Genomic DNA, 19,362 nt, shown 5'->3' with positions numbered 1-19,362 from the left:
CAATTAGCTCTGTCTAATCAAAAATCCATACTTTTGCAAAAATTTTCAGGATGCCAAAAAATTTAGTCATTGTCGAGTCTCCGGCAAAAGCAAAAACAATTCAGAAGTATTTAGGTTCAGATTTCGAGGTGAAGTCCAGCTTTGGGCACATCCGCGATCTTCCCAAAAAAGGGATGGGAATAGACCTTTCCAATTTTACGCCTGACTACGAAGTTTCTGCAGACAAAAAGAAATTGGTAACCGAGCTGAAAGCTGCCGTCAAAAAAGCCGAAATGGTTTGGCTGGCTTCCGATGAGGACCGCGAGGGAGAGGCGATTGCATGGCATTTGGCAGACGAGCTGAAACTGAAACCTGAAAACAGAAAACGGATCGTCTTCCACGAGATTACCAAAAACGCCATCCTGAAAGCGATTGATAATCCGAGAGACATCGATCAGAATTTGGTTAACGCACAACAGGCAAGACGGGTTTTGGACAGGATTGTTGGTTTTGAGATGTCGCCGGTTCTTTGGAAAAAAGTGAAAACCGGATTGTCCGCCGGCCGTGTTCAGTCCGTAGCAGTGCGCCTGGTTGTAGAACGGGAAAAAGAGATCCGCGAGTTTGTTCCAAAGCCAAGTTTTAAAGTAGAAGGAACTTTTCTCAATCAAGGGAAACAGGAGATCGCGGCAAAACTTAAAAAAGATTTTGATAAAGAATCTGATGCTGAACAATTTTTGGAACAGTCCAAAGCCACAGAATTCAAAGTTCTGAATGTAGAAACCAAACCTGGGACAAGAACCGCTTCGGCACCTTTTACAACGTCAACTTTGCAGCAGGAGGCATCGTCCAGATTAGGATATAATGTAACTACAACCATGCGCCTCGCACAAAGGCTTTATGAGGAAGGATTCATCACGTATATGAGAACCGACTCTGTGAACCTTTCCCAGGAAGCAATTACCGGTGCCAAAGCCCAAATCCTCTCAGAATATGGTGAGAATTATTCTAAGCCAAGAAACTATACAACAAAATCGTCGTCAGCTCAGGAAGCGCACGAGGCGATCCGCCCGACAGATTTTTCTGTAAAATCCATCAGCGATGTTCAGCTGAACAAACTTTATCAGTTGATCTACAGAAGAACGCTGGCATCACAAATGGAAAATGCCAAAATCGAAAAAACAGTCATCGAAATTGGTAATGCAAAATTGCCACAACATTTTGAAGCACAGGGCGAAGTGATTGTTTTTGATGGTTTTCTAAGAGCTTATGGCATTGTAAAAACGGATGAAGATGATGACGAAAACAACGAGAAATTGTTACCAAAAGTCAATGTGGGTGAAACGTTAGACTATAAAAAAATCACTGCAACAGAAAAATTTACAAGGCCTTCTGCGAGATTTACAGAAGCCGGTTTGGTAAAAAAGCTGGAGGAGCTGGGTATCGGACGTCCGTCAACTTACGCGCCAACCATCCAGACCATCCAAAACCGTGAGTATGTTGACAAGAGAGAGATAGAACCACAAACGAGAGAGATCGTAAAAATGACATTGGGCAAAACCGGTGTTAAAAAAGAAGTTCTTGAAGAGAAATTTGGTGGTGATAAAAATAAATTTGTCCCGACAGATATTGGCGAAGTTGTGAATGATTTCTTAACCAATAACTTTGCGGAAATCCTGGATTACGGCTTTACCGCAAGAGTGGAGGAAGGTTTTGACCATATTGCCAATGGTGACCAAAAGTGGAAGGAGATGATGACGGATTTCTATTCCAAATTCCATCCAAGGATTGAAGATGTAGAGGAACATGCCGACCGTGCGACCGGAGACAGGCTGTTGGGGACAGATCCCAAATCCGGCAAAAATGTCCACGCCAGAATCGGCCGCTTTGGGCCAATGATACAGATTGGCGAGCAGGATGATGAGGAAAAACCAACTTTTGCTTCATTGATGGCGAACCAGAATATCGCAACCATCACGCTGGAAGAAGCTTTGGAATTGTTCAAGCTTCCATTTGAGCTCAAAGAAGTGGATGGGCATCCGGTTTCTGTAGGCGTAGGAAGATTCGGGCCTTATGTAAAATGGGGCGATACGTATATCAGTATCCCAAAAGGCGAAGATCCGTTATCCGTTGATCAAAACAGAGCAGAGGAGATCATTAATGAAAAGAAAATCGCTGATGCGCCGATTGCCAATTACAAAGGCGAACCTGTTACCAAAGGAAGCGGACGATTTGGGCCATTTATCAAATACAAAAGTATTTTTGTTAACGTTCCGAAACGTTATGACTTTGACAATCTTTCGCAAAGTGACATTAATGAACTCATCGATGCCAAACTTGAGAAAGAAGCCAACCGCTACATCCAGCAGTGGGAAAAAGAAAAAATATCGATTGAAAACGGGCGTTGGGGGCCATTTGTCAAATTTGGGAAAGCCATGTTCAAAATCCCTAAAAAAGCAGATGATAGCAAATACGAATCTGATGAGCTAAAAGATGTTTCTCTGGATGAGGTTAAAAAATGGATCACTGCACAGGATCCAAAAGCTTTTGCCGAAAAGAAAAAACCTGCCGCTAAAAAGAAAGCTCCGGCTAAAAAACCTGCAGCCAAGAAAAAGTAACAGCACATTATAAAACATACCCTTTCTAAGTTCATCGCTTTGAAAGGGTTTTTTATTTGACCGATTGCCATTTAATTTTAATATTTTTGACAATTCTTAAATAACAAAACACAATCTTAATGGGAGAAAAATTACAATGGGCAAATCTTAAAAGCTTTCCCTGGCTGGTTTTTTTTGTAGCGATAGCCATTTGGATTTTGCTGGCAGGCGCTAATTTTTACTATCAGAGCCAGGGTGGTTATACCGGGACAGGCATCCTTTTCCCGATTTCCGTGATCTATCCCAACCAGTTTCTTTGGAGCGGATTTGTGTTTGCTTTCCTGTTTTTGATCTCGGGGATTTTGGCGTTTAAATATGCTGAAAAACTGAATGTTTTTCTTCTTTTTCTGGTCGCCGTTCTTTTGGTTTTGTTGGGGAATCTGAGTCAGGGAAATTTTGATATTGCTTTCCTGCAGCCGTTTTACCTGAAAGGGCGGCAATATTATACCGATGCTGTTGCGATTACCGACGGGACAATCTGGTTGCGCGACTTTTCTAAAAATCTGGAATACTTTCAGCTGCATACAAAAACGCATCCGCCGTTTGTAACACTTTTACATTATTGGATCCTGCAAGTTTCTAATATCGAGACGCTTGCGATTGTGTTTTTTACTGTCGGATGTTTATCTTTTCCGCTGTTTTATAAGATTCTGTATTATTTAGGTTTTAATGAAACGAGGAGGAAGTGGCTGTTGCTTTTGTTTGCGGTTGTTCCTTCTGTTAATATTTATCTTTTGGTTTCGATAGATGCATTAGTTTTAACTTCAACATTGGTTTTTCTATTAGGCTTTGCAAGGATTTTTCATCAGAATAAAATTGATTCCATTTCATTTTTATTGATTACTTCCGGGTTGATACTGACTAATCTCCTGACATTTTCCGGATTGTTTCTGTTCGCATTTTTGGGGTGTTTTAGCTTTTATTTTCTATTGAAAGGAAAATGGAATTTTGTCTGGCTGAGTCTGATGAGCGCTGTTGTTTTTGTTGTTTGTTTTGTGGTGATGTATGCAACGACAGGATACGATCAGTTAGAAACTTTTTTTCTGGCTTCACAGTCCGAAAATCCTGATGGATTCCGTCTCTTTCATCAGCCATTTGTTTACCTGATGACAAGATTGGAAGATGTTGGTGAGATTTTTCTTTTCTTATCTTTTGGATTTTTGGCCGTTTTCTTTTCTAAAAAAGAGGGGACTGAAGTTTTTGGAAACCGAAATGTCAATATCCTGTTTTTTTCATCAGTCACAGCTTTGTCGGCGATGCTTTTAACCGGTGCTTACGGGACTGGCGAAACCGCGAGGGCTTGTCTTTTTATGGTGCCTTATTTTTTGATTTTGCTGAAGGATATTAATACTGACAATTTTAAGGCTCTTTTTTATCTCTGCCTTTTTCAGACATTTGGTATGCAGATGATTGGTAATTTTTATTGGTAATAAGAAGTTTTTAAACGTAAAATTAATGGTAATCATAATTTCCAAATAGTTCTGAAACAAAAAGCCGTGCTTTTTTAATACATTTGACCATAATTCCTTAGCTACATCAATGACGATCCTTCATCCCGCTTTTACCATTCTTTTTGCGATCATGATTATGTTCAGCTTTAACGAGGTTTACAGAGATCAGCCCAAAAAGTCTGCATTGCCCATTTGGATTATTGCTGTAATAATGATTGCACTCACGGGTTTCAGGGATTATGTGGGAGCAGATTATCCGGTTTACAAGTCTATGTATGCCATTTACTTTCCCTCGTTGGACTTTTCCCAATTGGTAGACAAGATGCTCTTTCGGCAATCAAATTTGGATATTGAGTGGATGTACGTGATGCTTAACAAGTTTGTTTTTATGTTTGGAGGACCATTCCAGACGTTTACCTTGGTCAGCGTGTGCATCAGCATAGGGATAAAACTGTGGACTTACCAGAAAGATTCTGCCTATCCGGCATTTTCCGCTGTATTGTTTTTTTTTCCAAGCTTTTTTATTGCAGACAATGGCCACATGCGGCAGGCGTTGGGCATGACTATGTGTATTTTGTCTTATCAGTTTATAAAAGAAAGGAAACTGATCTGGTATCTGCTCACGATTTATATAGCCTATGGTTTTCATAAATCGGCCATTATCTTTCTCCCGGCCTATTGGCTTGTATTGGTTCCACTGACTTCTGCGCAGATTTTTTATTTGATTGTTACCAGTATTATTCTTTCCCCCTTCCATGTATATGACCTGTTTGGTGGGTTTCTTGGCAGTCTCAATTTACAGGATGTGTCTAATGGTTACAATGGATATATTGATAGCGAGGACAAGGCTTCCAGCTTTATGGATGGGGTGATGATTCTTAATTCCTTTGTTCTGATAGCTTATAACAAGCAGGCCAGCAGTAAGATATGGTATTACGAATATATGCGCAATATCATTGTAGTTGGCGTGTGCCTGTACTTCATATTCCGGGATAATCCTGTGTTCTCTACCAGGCTGGTAGGTGTTTACATCAGTTTTTCGCCCATTGTGATTGCCAATGTTGTGGCCTCTCTTGAGGGGAATAAGAAACGGTTTTGGCATCTTTTCTTTGTTGCTTTCATGGTTTTCTATTATTTTGTATTTGCAAATTTTCAGGGCGCCAAGGGCCGTTTCACACCAGATACATATCACAATGTTCTGTGGGATTTTTGATATGGAGTATGGTTTTAATTATTTTAGCGATTTTTATTAAGGATGTTGCTGTGAAAATTATAGATTAGCATCACCAATCATTATTGTTTTTTTTCAAATAAAAGCTCTAACCTGTGTATAATGTTGATTCTAGTAATGTGAAAAGTATTTTTTCTATCAATAGAGCTTCTGCTTTTCAGGTGTTTTACTCGCTGGTCCCAAGTCATCTGGCTGAGCGTTGCCTGCTGTTCTGTAGTTGGTTTGTATATTTTGTTTTGGGGAGCTATATCGCCTTGTCTACCTCTATCATTGACACGAAGGAAACCAATGATATGTACCTGAGTTTTGATAACTCTACAACATTATATTTTGGTTCTGTAGAAAAACCGACACATCCACTGACAAAATTTTTCTATTTGCCTTTCAGCCTGCTACACGATTTGTTTGTAAAATATGGCATTAATGAAAAATATTTTTCATTAATTGTATTGCTTTTCTGCAGTTTTTTTGTGGCGGCATCCGTGTTTTTTTGTTTCAAATATGTGCAGAATATAGTTAAAATCGATATTTGGCCTGCTTTGCTGATCAGTGTTTTTTACTCGGTTTTTGGAGGCTGTATCATTCTCTCTTTTACACCGGAGACTTTCACTTTCAGCCTTTTTTTATTGAGTTTAAGTGTTTATGTTGTTTCATTCATACTGATTGTTAATCAAAAACCCAGTATTTGGTATTATATCGTTTTTGGTACTTTGATTGGCGGGCAAACGGTGACTAATGCGCCAAAGGTGGCTATTCCGCTGCTTTACGAGAAAAGTAGTTTCAGGCAAAAGATTGTTAAATTCATTATTGTTGTTTTTTGTATCTCGGCAATGATTTTAATGCGCTATAAATTTGATTTGTTGAGTTTTTTTATGCTAATCTGGAGAGGGCAAGTAAATATTCCAGTACAGATATTTCTTTGTGGGATTCATTTATTTCTTATTTTTTCGGTGGCAATGTACTTATTCCTTCGCTAAAAATCGGAATTGGATATTGGAGCATAAAAACGCCTGCTATTGTGCCGGAGTTGTATAGGTTTGTTTATCAATACATCGTTGTACTATCTTTGCTTATTATGTGTTTGATCGGCGTTATTAAGAATTACAAAGAAAAATTACTACAGATCATAATCCTTATGTTTGCTGTAGATTTATTTTATCTGGTCATTATGAAAGTAGGCCTGGTAGAAAGTTTTATCTATGGCGGACGCTTTATATTTATGATACCGATTATTTTAGCATGGCTTTACCAATCGTTAAATATCAATTTCAGAAGCTATTTACTTTTCATCATAGCCGGATTGACACTGGTTGTATTGGGAAATAACCTTGTCAGGATGCTTGATTTTGTAGAAATGGCTAAAAAGATATATCCGTAACACATAAGATGATACTCACTGTTAAAGCTGTAAATTAGAATTATGAATTTTGAAGATTTTATTATTGCCCCAAGACGGATCAGGACAGAGAAATGGCAAATCGGGGACAAGATTACCAACGAAATAAAGGAGGATAGCATTGTACTTCTTTTTGTTTCGGATTACCGCGGAGCAGATGGCGATGCCGAGAGCCAGGATTTTACAGATGTTCGGCGGGAGTTTTACAAATTATCACAGCTGGATTTTGATGTTCCGGTGGTAGATTTGGGTGATTTGGTTTCCGGGAGAACGCCGCAGGATTCGCACTATATTTTGCAGGAGGTGTTGTCAGCATGCCATCAGAAAAATGCAATACCTGTGGTTGTAGGTGGAAGTAATGATCTTGCTTTTTCATTATTTTCTGCCCTCAACTTTCATCAGCAGGATGTTAATTATACACAGATCAGCAATGTCGTTTCCCTGAAACAGGATGAGGAAATCCATGAGTCTAATTTCCTGAGCAAGATTCTTGGGTCCAAAAACTTCTCTATAAAGAATTATCATCATCTTGGTTATCAAAAACATCTGAACGAGATGGATTCTGTAAGGCTTATCAAAGAAGTTCAGTTTGATATCATCCGACTGGCAGAGATGATGAACTCTACAGAAAAGACAGAACCTTACTTCCGCAAGGCGGATCTGGTAACGATTAATTGTGATGCAATAGAAAGTTTTGGTGATGCATTTTCTGTTAACCCACAAGTCAATGGGCTTAACCGTCGGGAGGTTTGTGCCTATATGAAAGAGATTGGCCTTAGCGAAAGACTTAAGTCTGTTGGCATTTTTAATTATAATATCTATTCAGAAAATCAGCTCAACCATCAGCTTTTGGCGCAGATGATCTGGTATCTTATCGAAGGGATCAATATCCAACGGTCGCATCCCAAAGAGAAATCGTTTGAGACGTTTTATGTATTGATTAATGATGAGCAATATGCCTTTAAGCGTGATGTTTTCAGTAATCTTTGGTATTTTGGCGATGATGATAATATCGACAACTGTATCCCTTGCTCTCGTTCAGACTTTGACGAAGCCAAGCGTGGATTTTTAAGCTCAAGATTTACAAGAAAATAAGAGGATGGCATTGGATTCTGTTGTTAAAGTTTCGGTGATTGTCCCAGTTTACAATGTAGAGTTGTACCTGGAAAAATGCCTGCTGTCATTGGTTAATCAGACTTTGCAGGAAATCGAAATTCTCGTGATTAATGACGGCAGCCGTGATAATTCTCAGGCTGTTATTGATCAGTTTCAGGATTTGTATCCGGATAAAATTTTTGGTTTTACCAAAGAAAACGGCGGGCTGAGCGATGCCAGAAATTTTGGGATCGACAGAGCAAAAGGTCAATATCTTGGTTTTGTAGACAGCGACGATTATGTCTCGGAAACCATGTTCGAAGAGATGTATCATCTGGCAGAAAAACATCTGGCAGAGATGGTGGTTTGTAATCTGCAAAAAGTGGATGAACGAGGCAATGTCACTCAAAAACTAACGCAGTTAGACGGCTTTCCGGAAAAAATAGAGCTTGATCATAATCTTTCGGTTTTCTCTGATCTTTCTTATTTTGCCTGTAACAAAATTTTCCGGAGGGAACTTTTCCTTCATAAAAGATTTAAGAAAGGTGTGCATTTTGAAGATATAGAACTGATACCTCAGCTGTTGCTGTATTGCAATATCCTGGCGTTTGACCCCGGGTTTCATTATCAATATCTTGAGCGTCAGGATTCGATTTCCAAGAGTCACACAATGAGTGGTTTGGATATCTTAAAGGCGGTGGAAACCGTTACATCTGTATACGATAAAAGCCGATTTTCCAAAAATAGAGAAGCAATCAAAAACTTCCAGATCCTGGAAGGAGTCTATACATTTTTAGCTTATATTGCTTTTGTTAAAAACGAAAAGGATTATCAAATTTTAACCAGAGAATTGGATTATTTTATCAAATCTAAAGAGTTAAGGATTAAAGATATATTGCAATATAGGCGGTTTGGTAAGAATTATCTCCTATCTTTGCCACTGAAGAAAAAAATTTATTACATCTTGAGTTTTCTCAAACTAAGGAGAATTGTCAGACTTTTGACAGTAAGTTAATCATAAGCCAAAAAACACAAAATGAATCATTTCGAAACTTTTTTACAAGGCACCGGAATATCCTTTTTCTATTTTAAGCTGATTTTAGGCTTTTTCTTTTCATTTATCATTACTTATATTTCTATTCCTACAATTATAAAAATATCGCGCAGGAAAAACCTGATGGATGAGCCCGGCACCAGAAGTTCTCACCTTCGCAAAATACCTAATTTGGGAGGTATTGCCATCTTTTTTTCTCTGGGAGTTTGCGCGCCTGTCTTTGCCTACGAATTGTTTGACCGGTATAAGTTTTTGTTTGCCTCCTTCATCATTCTGTTTTTTGTTGGCGTGATGGATGATATTATGGTCCTGAGGGCATACAAAAAACTTTTGGCCCAGATCCTGGTTTCCGGCCTGATGGTTATTGGCTCAGACGTGAGGATAAGAAGCCTTTTTGGGCTCTTTGGTGTTTATGAGATTAACTATTATATCAGCGTTATATTCAGTATTTTGACGTTTATTATTTTAATAAATGCATTTAACCTTATAGATGGTATCGACGGTCTTGCCGGCAGCTATACGGTGGTTACCAGTACACTTTTTGGTGTAAGCTTTTATCGTCTTGGCGAAAACAACGCACCTTTGGTTATCTTATGTGGGATTCTCATTGCTGCATCGATTGGTTTTTTGATCTATAATCTGTCCAATAAGAGGAGCTCAAAGATTTTTATGGGTGATACAGGATCTATGATTCTGGGCTTTTTATTGGCTTTTACGGGGATTTCTTTTATTGATATTTTTATAGCCAAGCGGCATGAGGTTTTTTATCATCTGCAAAGTGCACCGGTCATCGCCGTAGCTATACTGATTTTGCCAATCATTGATACACTTACGGTTATTGTCACCCGGATTTATCATGGTAAGTCTGTGCTTTCTGCAGATAGGAACCACATTCACCATAAGGTGATTAATCTTGGTTTGAGCCATCGCCGTTCTACGGCGTACATTATTGCTTATTATCTTTTTATCATAATTGTAGCCTATTTCTTAAGGCATATTAACGTTAATGTTTTGCTGTTGGTAATCGTTACACTTGGTTTTTTAGGAGCTTATCTACCTATTTTCCTGCTTAGATTTAAAAAAGATTAAAATAATTATATTTTTGTAAAAATTTTTTGATGAGAAAATCTTATCTCTTTAATTTGATTATACTGTTTTCATTGGTGGGTGTTTCTTCTTGTATCTCACAAAAAGATGTCCGCTATCTGCAACCCAGCGAAAGCCTTACCATCAACGAAGAAGGGCTTGTTCCTTATAACGTTCCCGAATACAGAGTGACAAAAGGTGATATCCTGAGTCTCAATGTGGTGACAACACCAAAAGGTGATGCTGCTCAATTTTATTCATCACTCAATGCCTCACCGGCGGGTGCTGGGCAGCAGGGCGCCAGCGCCGGACAAATGGGTGGCAGCGGCGGCGGTTCCGGAGGAAATGCGACTTATTATTTTAATGGCCTTAAGGTAGATACTAATGGAGATGTTAATATCTTCGGGATAGGCTACGTCAAAGCCGAAGGCAGAACTTTGGAAGATATGACCAAAGAGATACAAGGTAAAGTTAATGAGAACTTTTTGCAGGGCAAATCCGAAGTAAGGCTTAATCTGGATGGGATACGATATTATTTGCTCGGTGATATGGAAAATGTAGCCATTACAGGTGAAAAAGTCGCGTATATGACCCAACTCAATATCATGCAGGCAATTGCAATGAATGGAGGGCTCAACCGGACTGTGGACCGAAAAAATATTATGATTCACAGGAAGTTCCCCGAAGGTATCAAAACTGCCCGGCTGGATCTTACCCGAGAAGATGCAATGAACTCACCATACTACTGGCTTCAGAATGGCGATATTATCTATCTGAATACCAATGCGAAAAGCATTAATGGTTTTGGTAAAGAACCTCTGCAGACTTTAACAACCGGCGTTTCTGTCCTTACCACAGTGATGTCTATTTATCTAATTCTTACGAGATTATAATGATTCCTGATAAAAACGGAAATACAGCAAAAAACCCTGGTGATACCTCTGAGAAAATGGGGTCATTCAACCTGTTCGACCCCGTTCATTTTCTACAGCGGATTCTCCGAAACTGGTACTGGTTTGTCATTTTGGGTTTTCTTGGTTATTGCATATCTTATGTTTACAGCCGCTACTATGCACAGCGGGTGTATGCATCTACGCTCTCATTAAGTATATCCAACAATACGGCCAGCTACTTTACACCCAACCAATCCATCAATTTTATCTGGGGACAAGGAGGAAACCAGGATGGTGTCTATCTGAAAAAAATATTGCTTTCCAGAAGCCATAATGAGTTTCTGGTAAAAAAACTTAACCTTATTACAAGTTATACCACAAAAGGGCTTATCAAATCCACATATCTGGATCAGGAAGACAGCCCCGTGTTTTTGGAAATTGATAAAAACCATCCACAGCAGGTCAACTATCCTATAAGCCTCATCCCAAAAGGTGGGAACAAGTATGAAGTTGTTTTACCGGACGATGGCGAATCCGTTTATCTGTACAATTACAATACAGAAGGTACTCAGGAGGTACCGCATTACCAAAGGCCAAAGAATAAAATCATCCGGGTCAACGAGTGGTACCAGTCGCCCAACCTACGATTCAAGCTGGTGAATAATCCCACCGCTGGCCATCTGGGACTGGAAAACATTATCGTTACACTTGTGCCGATTAATCAGGCTGTTAACAGTATTATTGGCAGTCTTAATATCGACTTTGATAAAGAACTTGCCTCAATCATGATTATTACCAAAAGTGGTTATAATCTTAATAATACCGTCAATTTCCTTAATAATTCTGTTGATGTCCTTATCAAAAAAAGGTTGACAGATCAAAATATGGTGGATAGGAATACGGTGGAATATCTGAATGATAACCTAAGCCTTATCAGAAAAAAGCTGGACTCCAGTGCTGTGGTTCTTAATAATCTCAAGATCAATAACAGGCTTTTTGATATGGAGAATATTGACTCCAAGACGCTGCAAAAACTGAATGATCTGGATGCTCAAAAGGCAGAACTGACGACTAAAATCAATTCCCTTAATTCGATTAAAAATTCGGTTTATTCCAATAATATAGAGAAGATGATCAGTCTGAATGCCGCTGGTATAGAGGACGGATCCTTCAATGCATCAGTGTCAGAACTCAAAGCTTTGTACGAAAAGCGGCGAGAATTGGCGCAGATATATACTCCTAATTCTGAACCGATGCGGGAGATCAACCGCTTGCTGAGCGATGCCAGAAACAGTTCGGAATCTGGTTTACGTAAATATTTTGATGGTTATAACAACAAGCTGGCTGATATTAATGCGCAAATTGCTGCAATGGATAAATCCCTGGTAACATTACCGGAGAAGCAACGTATATTTTTGGATGCACAAAGAGGGTATAATATTATAGAGAATACTTATAATACTTTGCTTACAGAGCAGGCCAAATCTCAGATGCGGGTAGCGACTAATCAGAGCAATCTTACGGTAATTGATAAGGCTAAAAATCTTGGTCAGGCACCAATCGCGCCTAATGTAAATGGTACCAAAATGCAGATTATGGGAGGCTTGTTGCTAATTCCGCTCATTTTCTTGGCCATAGGGGAACTCCTTGATAACAGAATCAGGAATCTGAAAGAACTGCTTTCGGTGACAAAAATCCCTTTACTGGGTGTTATCGGGCGCAATAATTATGAGAATAATCTCACAGTCCTTAACGAGCCCAAATCATCTGTAGCTGAAGCATTTCGTGCGGTAAGGGCCAATTTGAGATTCCTTTTTAATGAAGAAGAAAAAAGTAAGGTGATACTGGTAACCTCCTCTATCAGTGGCGAGGGAAAAACCTATGTCTCCATCAATATTGCGTCGGTTTTAGGCCTTAGTGGAAAAAAAACGGTGTTGTTGGGGATGGATCTCAGGAAACCAAAAATATTTGGGGACTTTAAAATTAATAACAAAAACGGGATCTCCAATTATCTTACAGGCCAGGTTGGTATGGATGAGATTATCAACAAAACAAGCATCCCGGGTCTGGACGTGATTACATCGGGGCCAATACCTCCCAACCCTTCGGAGCTGCTCATGAGTGATAACAACATGCGTTTTATAGAAAAATTAAAAGAGTCCTACGAATATATTATTATAGATTCGCCACCTGTAGGATTGGTTGCGGACTCTTTTGAGCTCATGAAAAAAGCCGATACTACTATATATGTCGTACGCCACGAGTATACAGAGAAACATATGTTGCGGATGATTACGGAAAAATATTTTAATAAAGAGGTTTCCAATCTGGGATTGGTTTATAATGATTATGTAGCAAAACAAGGTTATGGCTATGGTTACGGCTACGGCTATGGCTACGGTTATTTTGAAGAAGATAAAAATTATAAGGAGCCAACCATTATCCAATTAAGAAACAGGATCAGAACATTTTTTAACAGAAAGTAGAAGCCTTGCCAAGGCTTTTATTTTTTTACAGACTATTTTAATAATATGTCCGTTTTATAACAATAAATTATACTTTTTTGTTTTTATTTAACTAAACTTTAAGAAGTTCCTTAATCTAAAAATGTTTTATATTTGCACCAAATTTTTGAATAATAGCCATTTCCGCATATTGAAAATGAAGAAAGATCTTAGTCTTATACTTATTGCCGTTTTTTGTTCTCTGGGTTTTTTCAAAGCACAGCGGCATGAGATAGGAGTGCAGCTGGGTATGAGTAATCTTGTAGGCGATATCGGGAGGACTAATTATATTCTGCAGAAACCTATTGGCAACGTGTCAGATTTTGGATTGCCTGTTTACGCTGGCATTATGTACCGTATGAATTTTAATCCATATCAGACCGTGAGATTTAATTTTGGTATCAATAATATTCAGTTTGATGATCGTCTGGCTAATGAGGATTATCGCAGAAACAGACGCCTGTACGGGACCAATTCGGTATTGTCAGCAGATTTGCTCTTCGAGTACAATTTTTTGCCCGTCAATGATGAGCAGAAGAGTATGTTGAGTCCGTATATCTTTGCGGGGCTTTCTGGCCTTTACATGGATGGAGTCTCACCAGAACTCAACATTGAGTCTCTCACTGATGTAGAGGTAAGTTACAGGTCAGAAAAAAGGTTTACCATGGCAACACCTTTTGGTGTCGGGCTTAAGTACAAATTTAATTATAACTGGGCATTGTCTGGAGAGTTTACATTCAGGCCAACATTCTCAGATCAGGTGGATTATAGCGAAGTAAAAGAAAAAGATATCAGAGTACAGTCTAATGTGGGTGAGCAGGAAACTGCTGCTATAGTGCAGAACTTTATGAGTCAGCGTAATGTTGGGAATATCAATTCCAAAGACTGGATCAATTCTGCAACTGTTATTTTATCTTATTCTTTTGGCAGGCCACCTTGTTATTGTAAATAGAACTATGCAGGAAGAATTAAAAAAGTTGATAAACAAGGATAAGCTACCTAAACATGTTGCTGTAATTATGGATGGCAACGGGCGCTGGGCAAAATCCAGGGGCGAGGAAAGGACTTTTGGTCACAAAAATGCGATCAATGCAGTTCGTAATGTGATTAATGCCTGTAACGAGATTCATATTCCTTACCTTACGCTTTATACTTTTTCTTCAGAAAACTGGAACCGCCCGAAGGATGAGGTTGATACGCTGATGAGCCTTTTATCAGAAACCTTACTTTTGGAAGCAGAAGAGATTTTTACAAAGGGTCTCAGGATGCATGTGGTAGGTGATATCAGCGAACTGCCGGAACTGGTGCGCGATCAGCTGCTGAATGTTATCGAGCTGACAAAAAATAATACTAAGGGTAATCTGATACTGGCACTCAATTATGGGTCACAGAAAGAGATCCTGAAAGCCGTGAAGGAATTATGTGTTGAGGTAGAAAACGGTGAGATAAAAGTAGAGGATATAGATGAGAAAGTTTTTGAAAATCATCTGTATACCAAAGATTTCCCGCCGGTAGATCTGATGATAAGAACCAGTGGCGAGGTACGCATCAGTAATTTTCTTCTTTGGCAGATTGCCTATGCGGAGCTTCAGTTTTTGGATGTGCTATGGCCGGATTTTACAAAGGAAACTTTCTTCCGGTGCATTATAGATTATCAGAATAAGGAAAGAAGATACGGGATGACAAGCGAGCAGCTTTCGTAAAAATATATTAGAAAAGAGAACAACTTCAATAAGAATGAAATTAAGATTTATACCCATTATTTTGTTAACAGCTTCCGTGTACTTCCACGCACAGGTTGTTCCACAGGGTAACAATGCAGAAAACACAGAACTTTTAGGAAACCAAAACCAAGAGTACGTGCTGAAAGATATCGTTGTAGACGGTGTCAAAAGATATACACCAGCTCAGATTTTGCGTTTCACAGGTCTTGTGAAAGGAGAGAAGTTAGAAATTCCCGGGCAAAGAGTCAGCTCTGCAGTTAAAAAGCTTTGGGAAACACAGTCGTTTTCCAAGGTAGAAGTTTACGTGCAGGATGTAGAAGGCCAAAACGTGATTTTGCAATTCCAGCTACAGGATCTAAAGGAGCTTGGTGAGATCAAGTTTACCGGCCGCGGCATTGGGAAATCCAAAAACGAAAAACTGATTAAAGATAACAACCTGAAGCCGGGGACCAAAATTAATAATAATTTGGTGTCCAGCCTGGAGAACAAGATTCCTCAGGAGTATATTGCTAAGGGTTTTGCGGATGCTAAGATTAACATTCAGGAAAAGGCCAACGGCACAGATCCTAATCTGGTGGACTGGACTATTGAGGTAGAAAAGGGCAAAAAAGTCAAAATTGATAAAATTACCTTTGAGGGCAATGAGAATGTATCCAGCAGAAAACTGAGGAAAAACGGTTTCAAAGATACCAAGCAGAAGAGATTCTTGTTAGGTATTCTAAAGCCTTCAAAATTTGTACAGGATAAATATGATGAGGATAAGAGGAATCTGATCAATTACTATAATTCATTAGGTTTCCGTGATGCAACGATTGTTTCGGATTCTGTAACCAGAAATGACAAAGGTTATAATATTAATGTAAAACTAAACGAGGGTAAAAAGTATTACATTGGTGATATCAATTTTGTAGGTAACACCACCTTTACCACAGAGTTTTTACAAAAAATATTAGGATATAAAACCGGTGACATCTATGATGCTGTTGGGTTTAATAAAAAAGTGGGAGAAGACGGCGGTAAAGAAGATGACTCTGACCTTAAGTCGGTTTACATGAACAATGGTTTCCTGTTCTCCAACGTTACTCCTATTGAAAAATCAGTCAAAGGAGATTCTATTAATCTGGAAATCCGGATTAATGAGGGCGAGAAAGCAACCTGGAACCGTGTAACATGGTCTGGTAACACTACCACGCATGACCACGTGATCCTGAGAGCTCTCAGAACCAAGCCAGGGGCATTATTTGCTAAGTCTGATATCAAAAGGACTTACTTTGAACTGGCAGGGATGCAGTTTTTTGATCCTCAACAGATTGGTACTGATGTAAAACCGAATCCTCAGGATAATACAGTCAACATGCACTGGACTTTAGTAGAGAAAGGTTCTTCTCAGGTACAGCTTCAGGCTGGTTACGGTGGTGGCTCTTTCATCGGGACATTAGGATTAACCTTCAACAACTTCTCATTGAGAAACCTTTTGAAGTTCAAAGACTTCAAACCGGTGCCACAAGGTGATGGGCAGACATTGTCACTACAGGCGCAGGCCGGGCAATATTTTACTAATTATGGTATTTCATTTACAGAACCTTGGGTTTTTGGAACCAGGCAAACTTCTTTAAGTGTTGGTGTCAATTATTCCAGAGTTAATTATTCATATACAACAGGTGACCAGAGAATGAATATTTTCTCCGCCAATGCAGGTCTTACAAGATTGCTGAGATGGCCGGATGATTATTTCTCGCTTTATACAGGAATTCAGTTCCAGAGTTATAACTTCAGTAACTATCCGTTCTACTTTGGTGATAATCTGGAATATTATGGTAATACCAAATCATTCAGTTTTAACATTGGGTTGAGCAGGAACTCTGCAGGTTTGGATCCGGTTTTCCCGACCTATGGTTCTAATATAGAAGCCTCTCTTAAGTTTACACCTCCGTATTCTTGGTTCAGCAACAAGGATTATTCTACCATGAGTACGCTGGATAAGTACAAATGGATGGAGTTTTATAAAGTTAAGTTAAAGGCTGATTTCTATAATGAAGTTATTGGTAAACTTGTATTGAGAACAACGGGTGAGATGGGCTTCCTCAATGGCTACAGCAAAGAATTAGGTCCGCCACCATTTGAGAGATATTATGTGGGTGGTGTAGGCTTGTTCAACGGTAGGTTTGATGGTAGAGAGTTGGTGCCTTTAAGAGGTTATGAGAATGCTTCCTCTACAGGATTTAGTTCTTCATCCACTTATGATATTACGCCTTACGGTGGAGCTACCATTTATAACAGATTTGCAGCAGAGTTAAGATATCCAATCTCTATGAACCAAACGGCTAAGATATTTGCCTTAACCTTTGTAGAAGCAGGGAATGCCTGGAACAGTTTCGGGACATACAATCCATTCAGGTTAAAAAGATCTGCAGGAATTGGTATCAGGGTATCGATGTCAGCATTTGGATTAATAGGATTTGACTTCGCATACGGATTTGATAAAACGCTTGGCAGCACAGATCCTTCAGGATGGCAAACGCACTTCCTGATGAATCAGCCATTGTAAAATAAAATTTTTATTTTTGACAGATGAAAAAAATAGTTTTAGTAGCAACCTTTCTTTTTTCTCTTGCACAGATAAGTGCTCAAAAGATTGGCGTTGTGGATACCAATTATGTATTAAGTAAGTTGCCGCAGTATAAAGATGCGGAAAACAGGCTCAATACACAGATCTCACAATGGCAGTCTGATTTGCAGAAACTACAGGCCGATTATGAAAGAAAAAAAGAAGCCTTTGAGAATGAAAAAGTACTTTTGGTAGGCGATCAGCTAAAACTGAGAGAAAAAGAGATCGTAGACATGGAGGCTAACATCCAGAACACCATTGGTGCAAGATTTGGAACCAATGGCGAAGTCAATCAGTTGAGATCCAATCTTACAAAGCCATATCAGGATCAAATCTGGAATGCTATAAAGACGGTTTCTACCAAGAATAACCTGGGCATAGTTCTTGATAAAAGCAACAACATCAGTGTTATTTTCCTGGATAAAAGATACGATTACACAGAGGCAGTTCTCAACCTTCTTGGTAAAAGCACACCGAAAGTTGAGGAAAGCAAAGACAATGCCCGTCCTGGCGTCAAGAATAATGATAACCGATCATCCAAAGACAGGATGCAAAAACGAGCTGCATCCTTTGACTCGGCTAAAGAAATGCGTACAAAATAGAATTAATTATAAATATATAAACATAACTTTTTAAGATGAACAAATTAAATGTATTATTAGTAGCTGTTGTAATGGTTTTTACCACAGGATTTGCAAACGCACAGAAGTTGGCTTCTGTTGACATAAATTCTATCTTTACATCCATGCCAGAAATGAAAGCTTTGGATCAGCAATTGCAAACTTTGCAAACTTCAAAAACAGCAGAATTAGAAAAACAAGGGAAATCTCTTCAGGACCTGATGAAAAAATATCAGGATGAAGCGCCTAAACAAACTCAGGCTATCAACGAGCAAAGAAGCCAGGAAGTTCAGAAACTTCAGGATAATCTACAGCAATTATATTCAGCTGCTCAAAAAGATCTTGCAGAGAAAAGAGATGCTGGATTGGCACCAATTGAGAAAAAAATCAATGATGCTATCACAAAAGTGTCTAAAGCGGCAGGTTATGAATTTGTGTTTGACGCATCAAGCCCGGCATTGGTTTACAAAGCAGGTACAGATGCTACACCAGCTGTGAAAAAAGAACTAGGATTGAAATAAGTATTTTATCTTAATAAATCACAAAACCGCTCTTTATCGGAGCGGTTTTTTTATTTTTGCAATATGGTAAAAGAATTTTCATCCACCGTTAAAATACGCGTTGCAGATTGTGACCCGATTGGGCACCTGAACAACGTAAAATATCTGGAATACATGCTGAATGCCAGAGAAGACCATGTAGAGCAGAATTATGGCTTTACCTATGAGCAATATACCAGAGAAACAGGCTGCACCTGGGTAACCATACAGAATGAGATTGCCTATCTCAAAGAAGTCAGATACAACTCAAGCGTTGAGATTACCAGCAAGACCATCTTTGTAGATGACCTTACGGCGGTTGTAGAATTGCTGATGAAGGATGAGAATGGACAGGTACATGCTGTATTTTGGTTAACGGTGATTTATTTTAATATGAAAACCAGAAGGGCAGAAAAAATGCCGCAGGAGACTCTGGATAAATTCAACCATTTTTTGGTAGAGATCGATCAAAAAGCATTTAAAGACCGCGTGACTTTTTTTAGACAACAGAACAAAAAACAATAACTT

Annotated in this window: 16 protein-coding genes; all 16 read left to right on the top strand. The window is 39.0% G+C overall.

From position 1 onward, the window contains the following. The first annotated feature begins 50 nt into the window (after nt 1–50). The 16 genes from topA to B0B05_RS08495 all read left to right on the top strand — a co-directional run bounded on the left by topA (nt 51) and on the right by B0B05_RS08495 (nt 19,359). Nucleotides 51–2,594, top strand: coding sequence for a type I DNA topoisomerase (gene topA / locus B0B05_RS08570; protein WP_076783245.1), 2,544 nt, complete (start codon nt 51–53; stop codon nt 2,592–2,594). Nucleotides 2,595–2,713: 119 nt separating this feature from the next. Beyond that, the gene (locus B0B05_RS08565; RefSeq protein ID WP_084173911.1) at nt 2,714–4,063 is read left to right on the top strand and encodes a hypothetical protein; all 1,350 of its coding nucleotides are present in this window, start codon (nt 2,714–2,716) and stop codon (nt 4,061–4,063) included. Nucleotides 4,064–4,172: 109 nt separating this feature from the next. After that, nucleotides 4,173–5,297 (top strand): EpsG family protein, encoded by a 1,125-nt coding sequence (locus tag B0B05_RS08560; protein ID WP_076783244.1) that lies wholly within the window; start codon nt 4,173–4,175, stop codon nt 5,295–5,297. Between the two features lie 137 nt (nt 5,298–5,434). Further along, entirely contained in the window at nt 5,435–6,292 is an 858-nt protein-coding gene (locus B0B05_RS17015; RefSeq protein WP_143745977.1) for a DUF6080 domain-containing protein, read from the top strand. Next, the gene (locus B0B05_RS17010; RefSeq protein ID WP_143745976.1) at nt 6,235–6,693 is read left to right on the top strand and encodes a DUF6080 domain-containing protein; all 459 of its coding nucleotides are present in this window, start codon (nt 6,235–6,237) and stop codon (nt 6,691–6,693) included. The genes B0B05_RS17015 and B0B05_RS17010 overlap by 58 nt, the downstream gene beginning before the upstream one ends. Nucleotides 6,694–6,735: 42 nt before the next feature. Next, nucleotides 6,736–7,806 (top strand): formimidoylglutamase, encoded by a 1,071-nt coding sequence (locus tag B0B05_RS08545; protein ID WP_076783241.1) that lies wholly within the window; start codon nt 6,736–6,738, stop codon nt 7,804–7,806. Nucleotides 7,807–7,810: 4 nt separating this feature from the next. Next, entirely contained in the window at nt 7,811–8,821 is a 1,011-nt protein-coding gene (locus B0B05_RS08540; protein ID WP_076783240.1) for a glycosyltransferase family 2 protein, read from the top strand. Nucleotides 8,822–8,842: 21 nt separating this feature from the next. Further along, a complete protein-coding gene (locus tag B0B05_RS08535; protein ID WP_076783239.1) occupies nt 8,843–9,949 on the top strand; it encodes a glycosyltransferase family 4 protein in 1,107 nt (368 codons plus the stop codon). A 29-nt stretch (nt 9,950–9,978) separates the two neighbouring features. Beyond that, nucleotides 9,979–10,839 (top strand): polysaccharide biosynthesis/export family protein, encoded by an 861-nt coding sequence (locus B0B05_RS08530; protein ID WP_076783238.1) that lies wholly within the window; start codon nt 9,979–9,981, stop codon nt 10,837–10,839. Continuing rightward, entirely contained in the window at nt 10,839–13,325 is a 2,487-nt protein-coding gene (locus tag B0B05_RS08525) for an exopolysaccharide transport family protein (protein WP_076783237.1), read from the top strand. Before B0B05_RS08530 ends, B0B05_RS08525 begins: the two co-directional genes overlap by 1 nt. Before the next feature lie 175 nt (nt 13,326–13,500). Continuing rightward, nucleotides 13,501–14,295, top strand: coding sequence for a type IX secretion system protein PorG (porG, locus tag B0B05_RS08520; protein WP_076783236.1), 795 nt, complete (start codon nt 13,501–13,503; stop codon nt 14,293–14,295). Between the two features lie 4 nt (nt 14,296–14,299). After that, nucleotides 14,300–15,046 (top strand): undecaprenyl pyrophosphate synthase, encoded by a 747-nt coding sequence (locus B0B05_RS08515; protein ID WP_076783235.1) that lies wholly within the window; start codon nt 14,300–14,302, stop codon nt 15,044–15,046. Between the two features lie 34 nt (nt 15,047–15,080). Next, on the top strand, nt 15,081–17,615 hold the full coding sequence (gene bamA / locus B0B05_RS08510; RefSeq protein WP_076783234.1) for an outer membrane protein assembly factor BamA: 2,535 nt from the start codon (nt 15,081–15,083) through the stop codon (nt 17,613–17,615). A 23-nt stretch (nt 17,616–17,638) separates the two neighbouring features. Further along, nucleotides 17,639–18,277 (top strand): OmpH/Skp family outer membrane protein, encoded by a 639-nt coding sequence (locus B0B05_RS08505; protein WP_076783233.1) that lies wholly within the window; start codon nt 17,639–17,641, stop codon nt 18,275–18,277. 35 nt (nt 18,278–18,312) lie between these two features. Then, nucleotides 18,313–18,816: an OmpH/Skp family outer membrane protein gene (locus tag B0B05_RS08500; RefSeq protein ID WP_076783232.1), complete on the top strand. Its 504-nt coding sequence runs from the start codon at nt 18,313–18,315 to the stop codon at nt 18,814–18,816. 63 nt (nt 18,817–18,879) lie between these two features. Beyond that, nucleotides 18,880–19,359, top strand: coding sequence for an acyl-CoA thioesterase (locus B0B05_RS08495; RefSeq protein ID WP_076783231.1), 480 nt, complete (start codon nt 18,880–18,882; stop codon nt 19,357–19,359). Nucleotides 19,360–19,362: the final 3 nt, after the last annotated feature.

The organism is Epilithonimonas bovis DSM 19482, assembly GCF_900108115.1.
Taxonomy (GTDB): Bacteria; Bacteroidota; Bacteroidia; order Flavobacteriales; family Weeksellaceae; genus Epilithonimonas; species Epilithonimonas bovis.
Note: the sequence above shows the minus strand (reverse complement) of the source record. Positions and strands in the feature narration are given on the sequence as shown.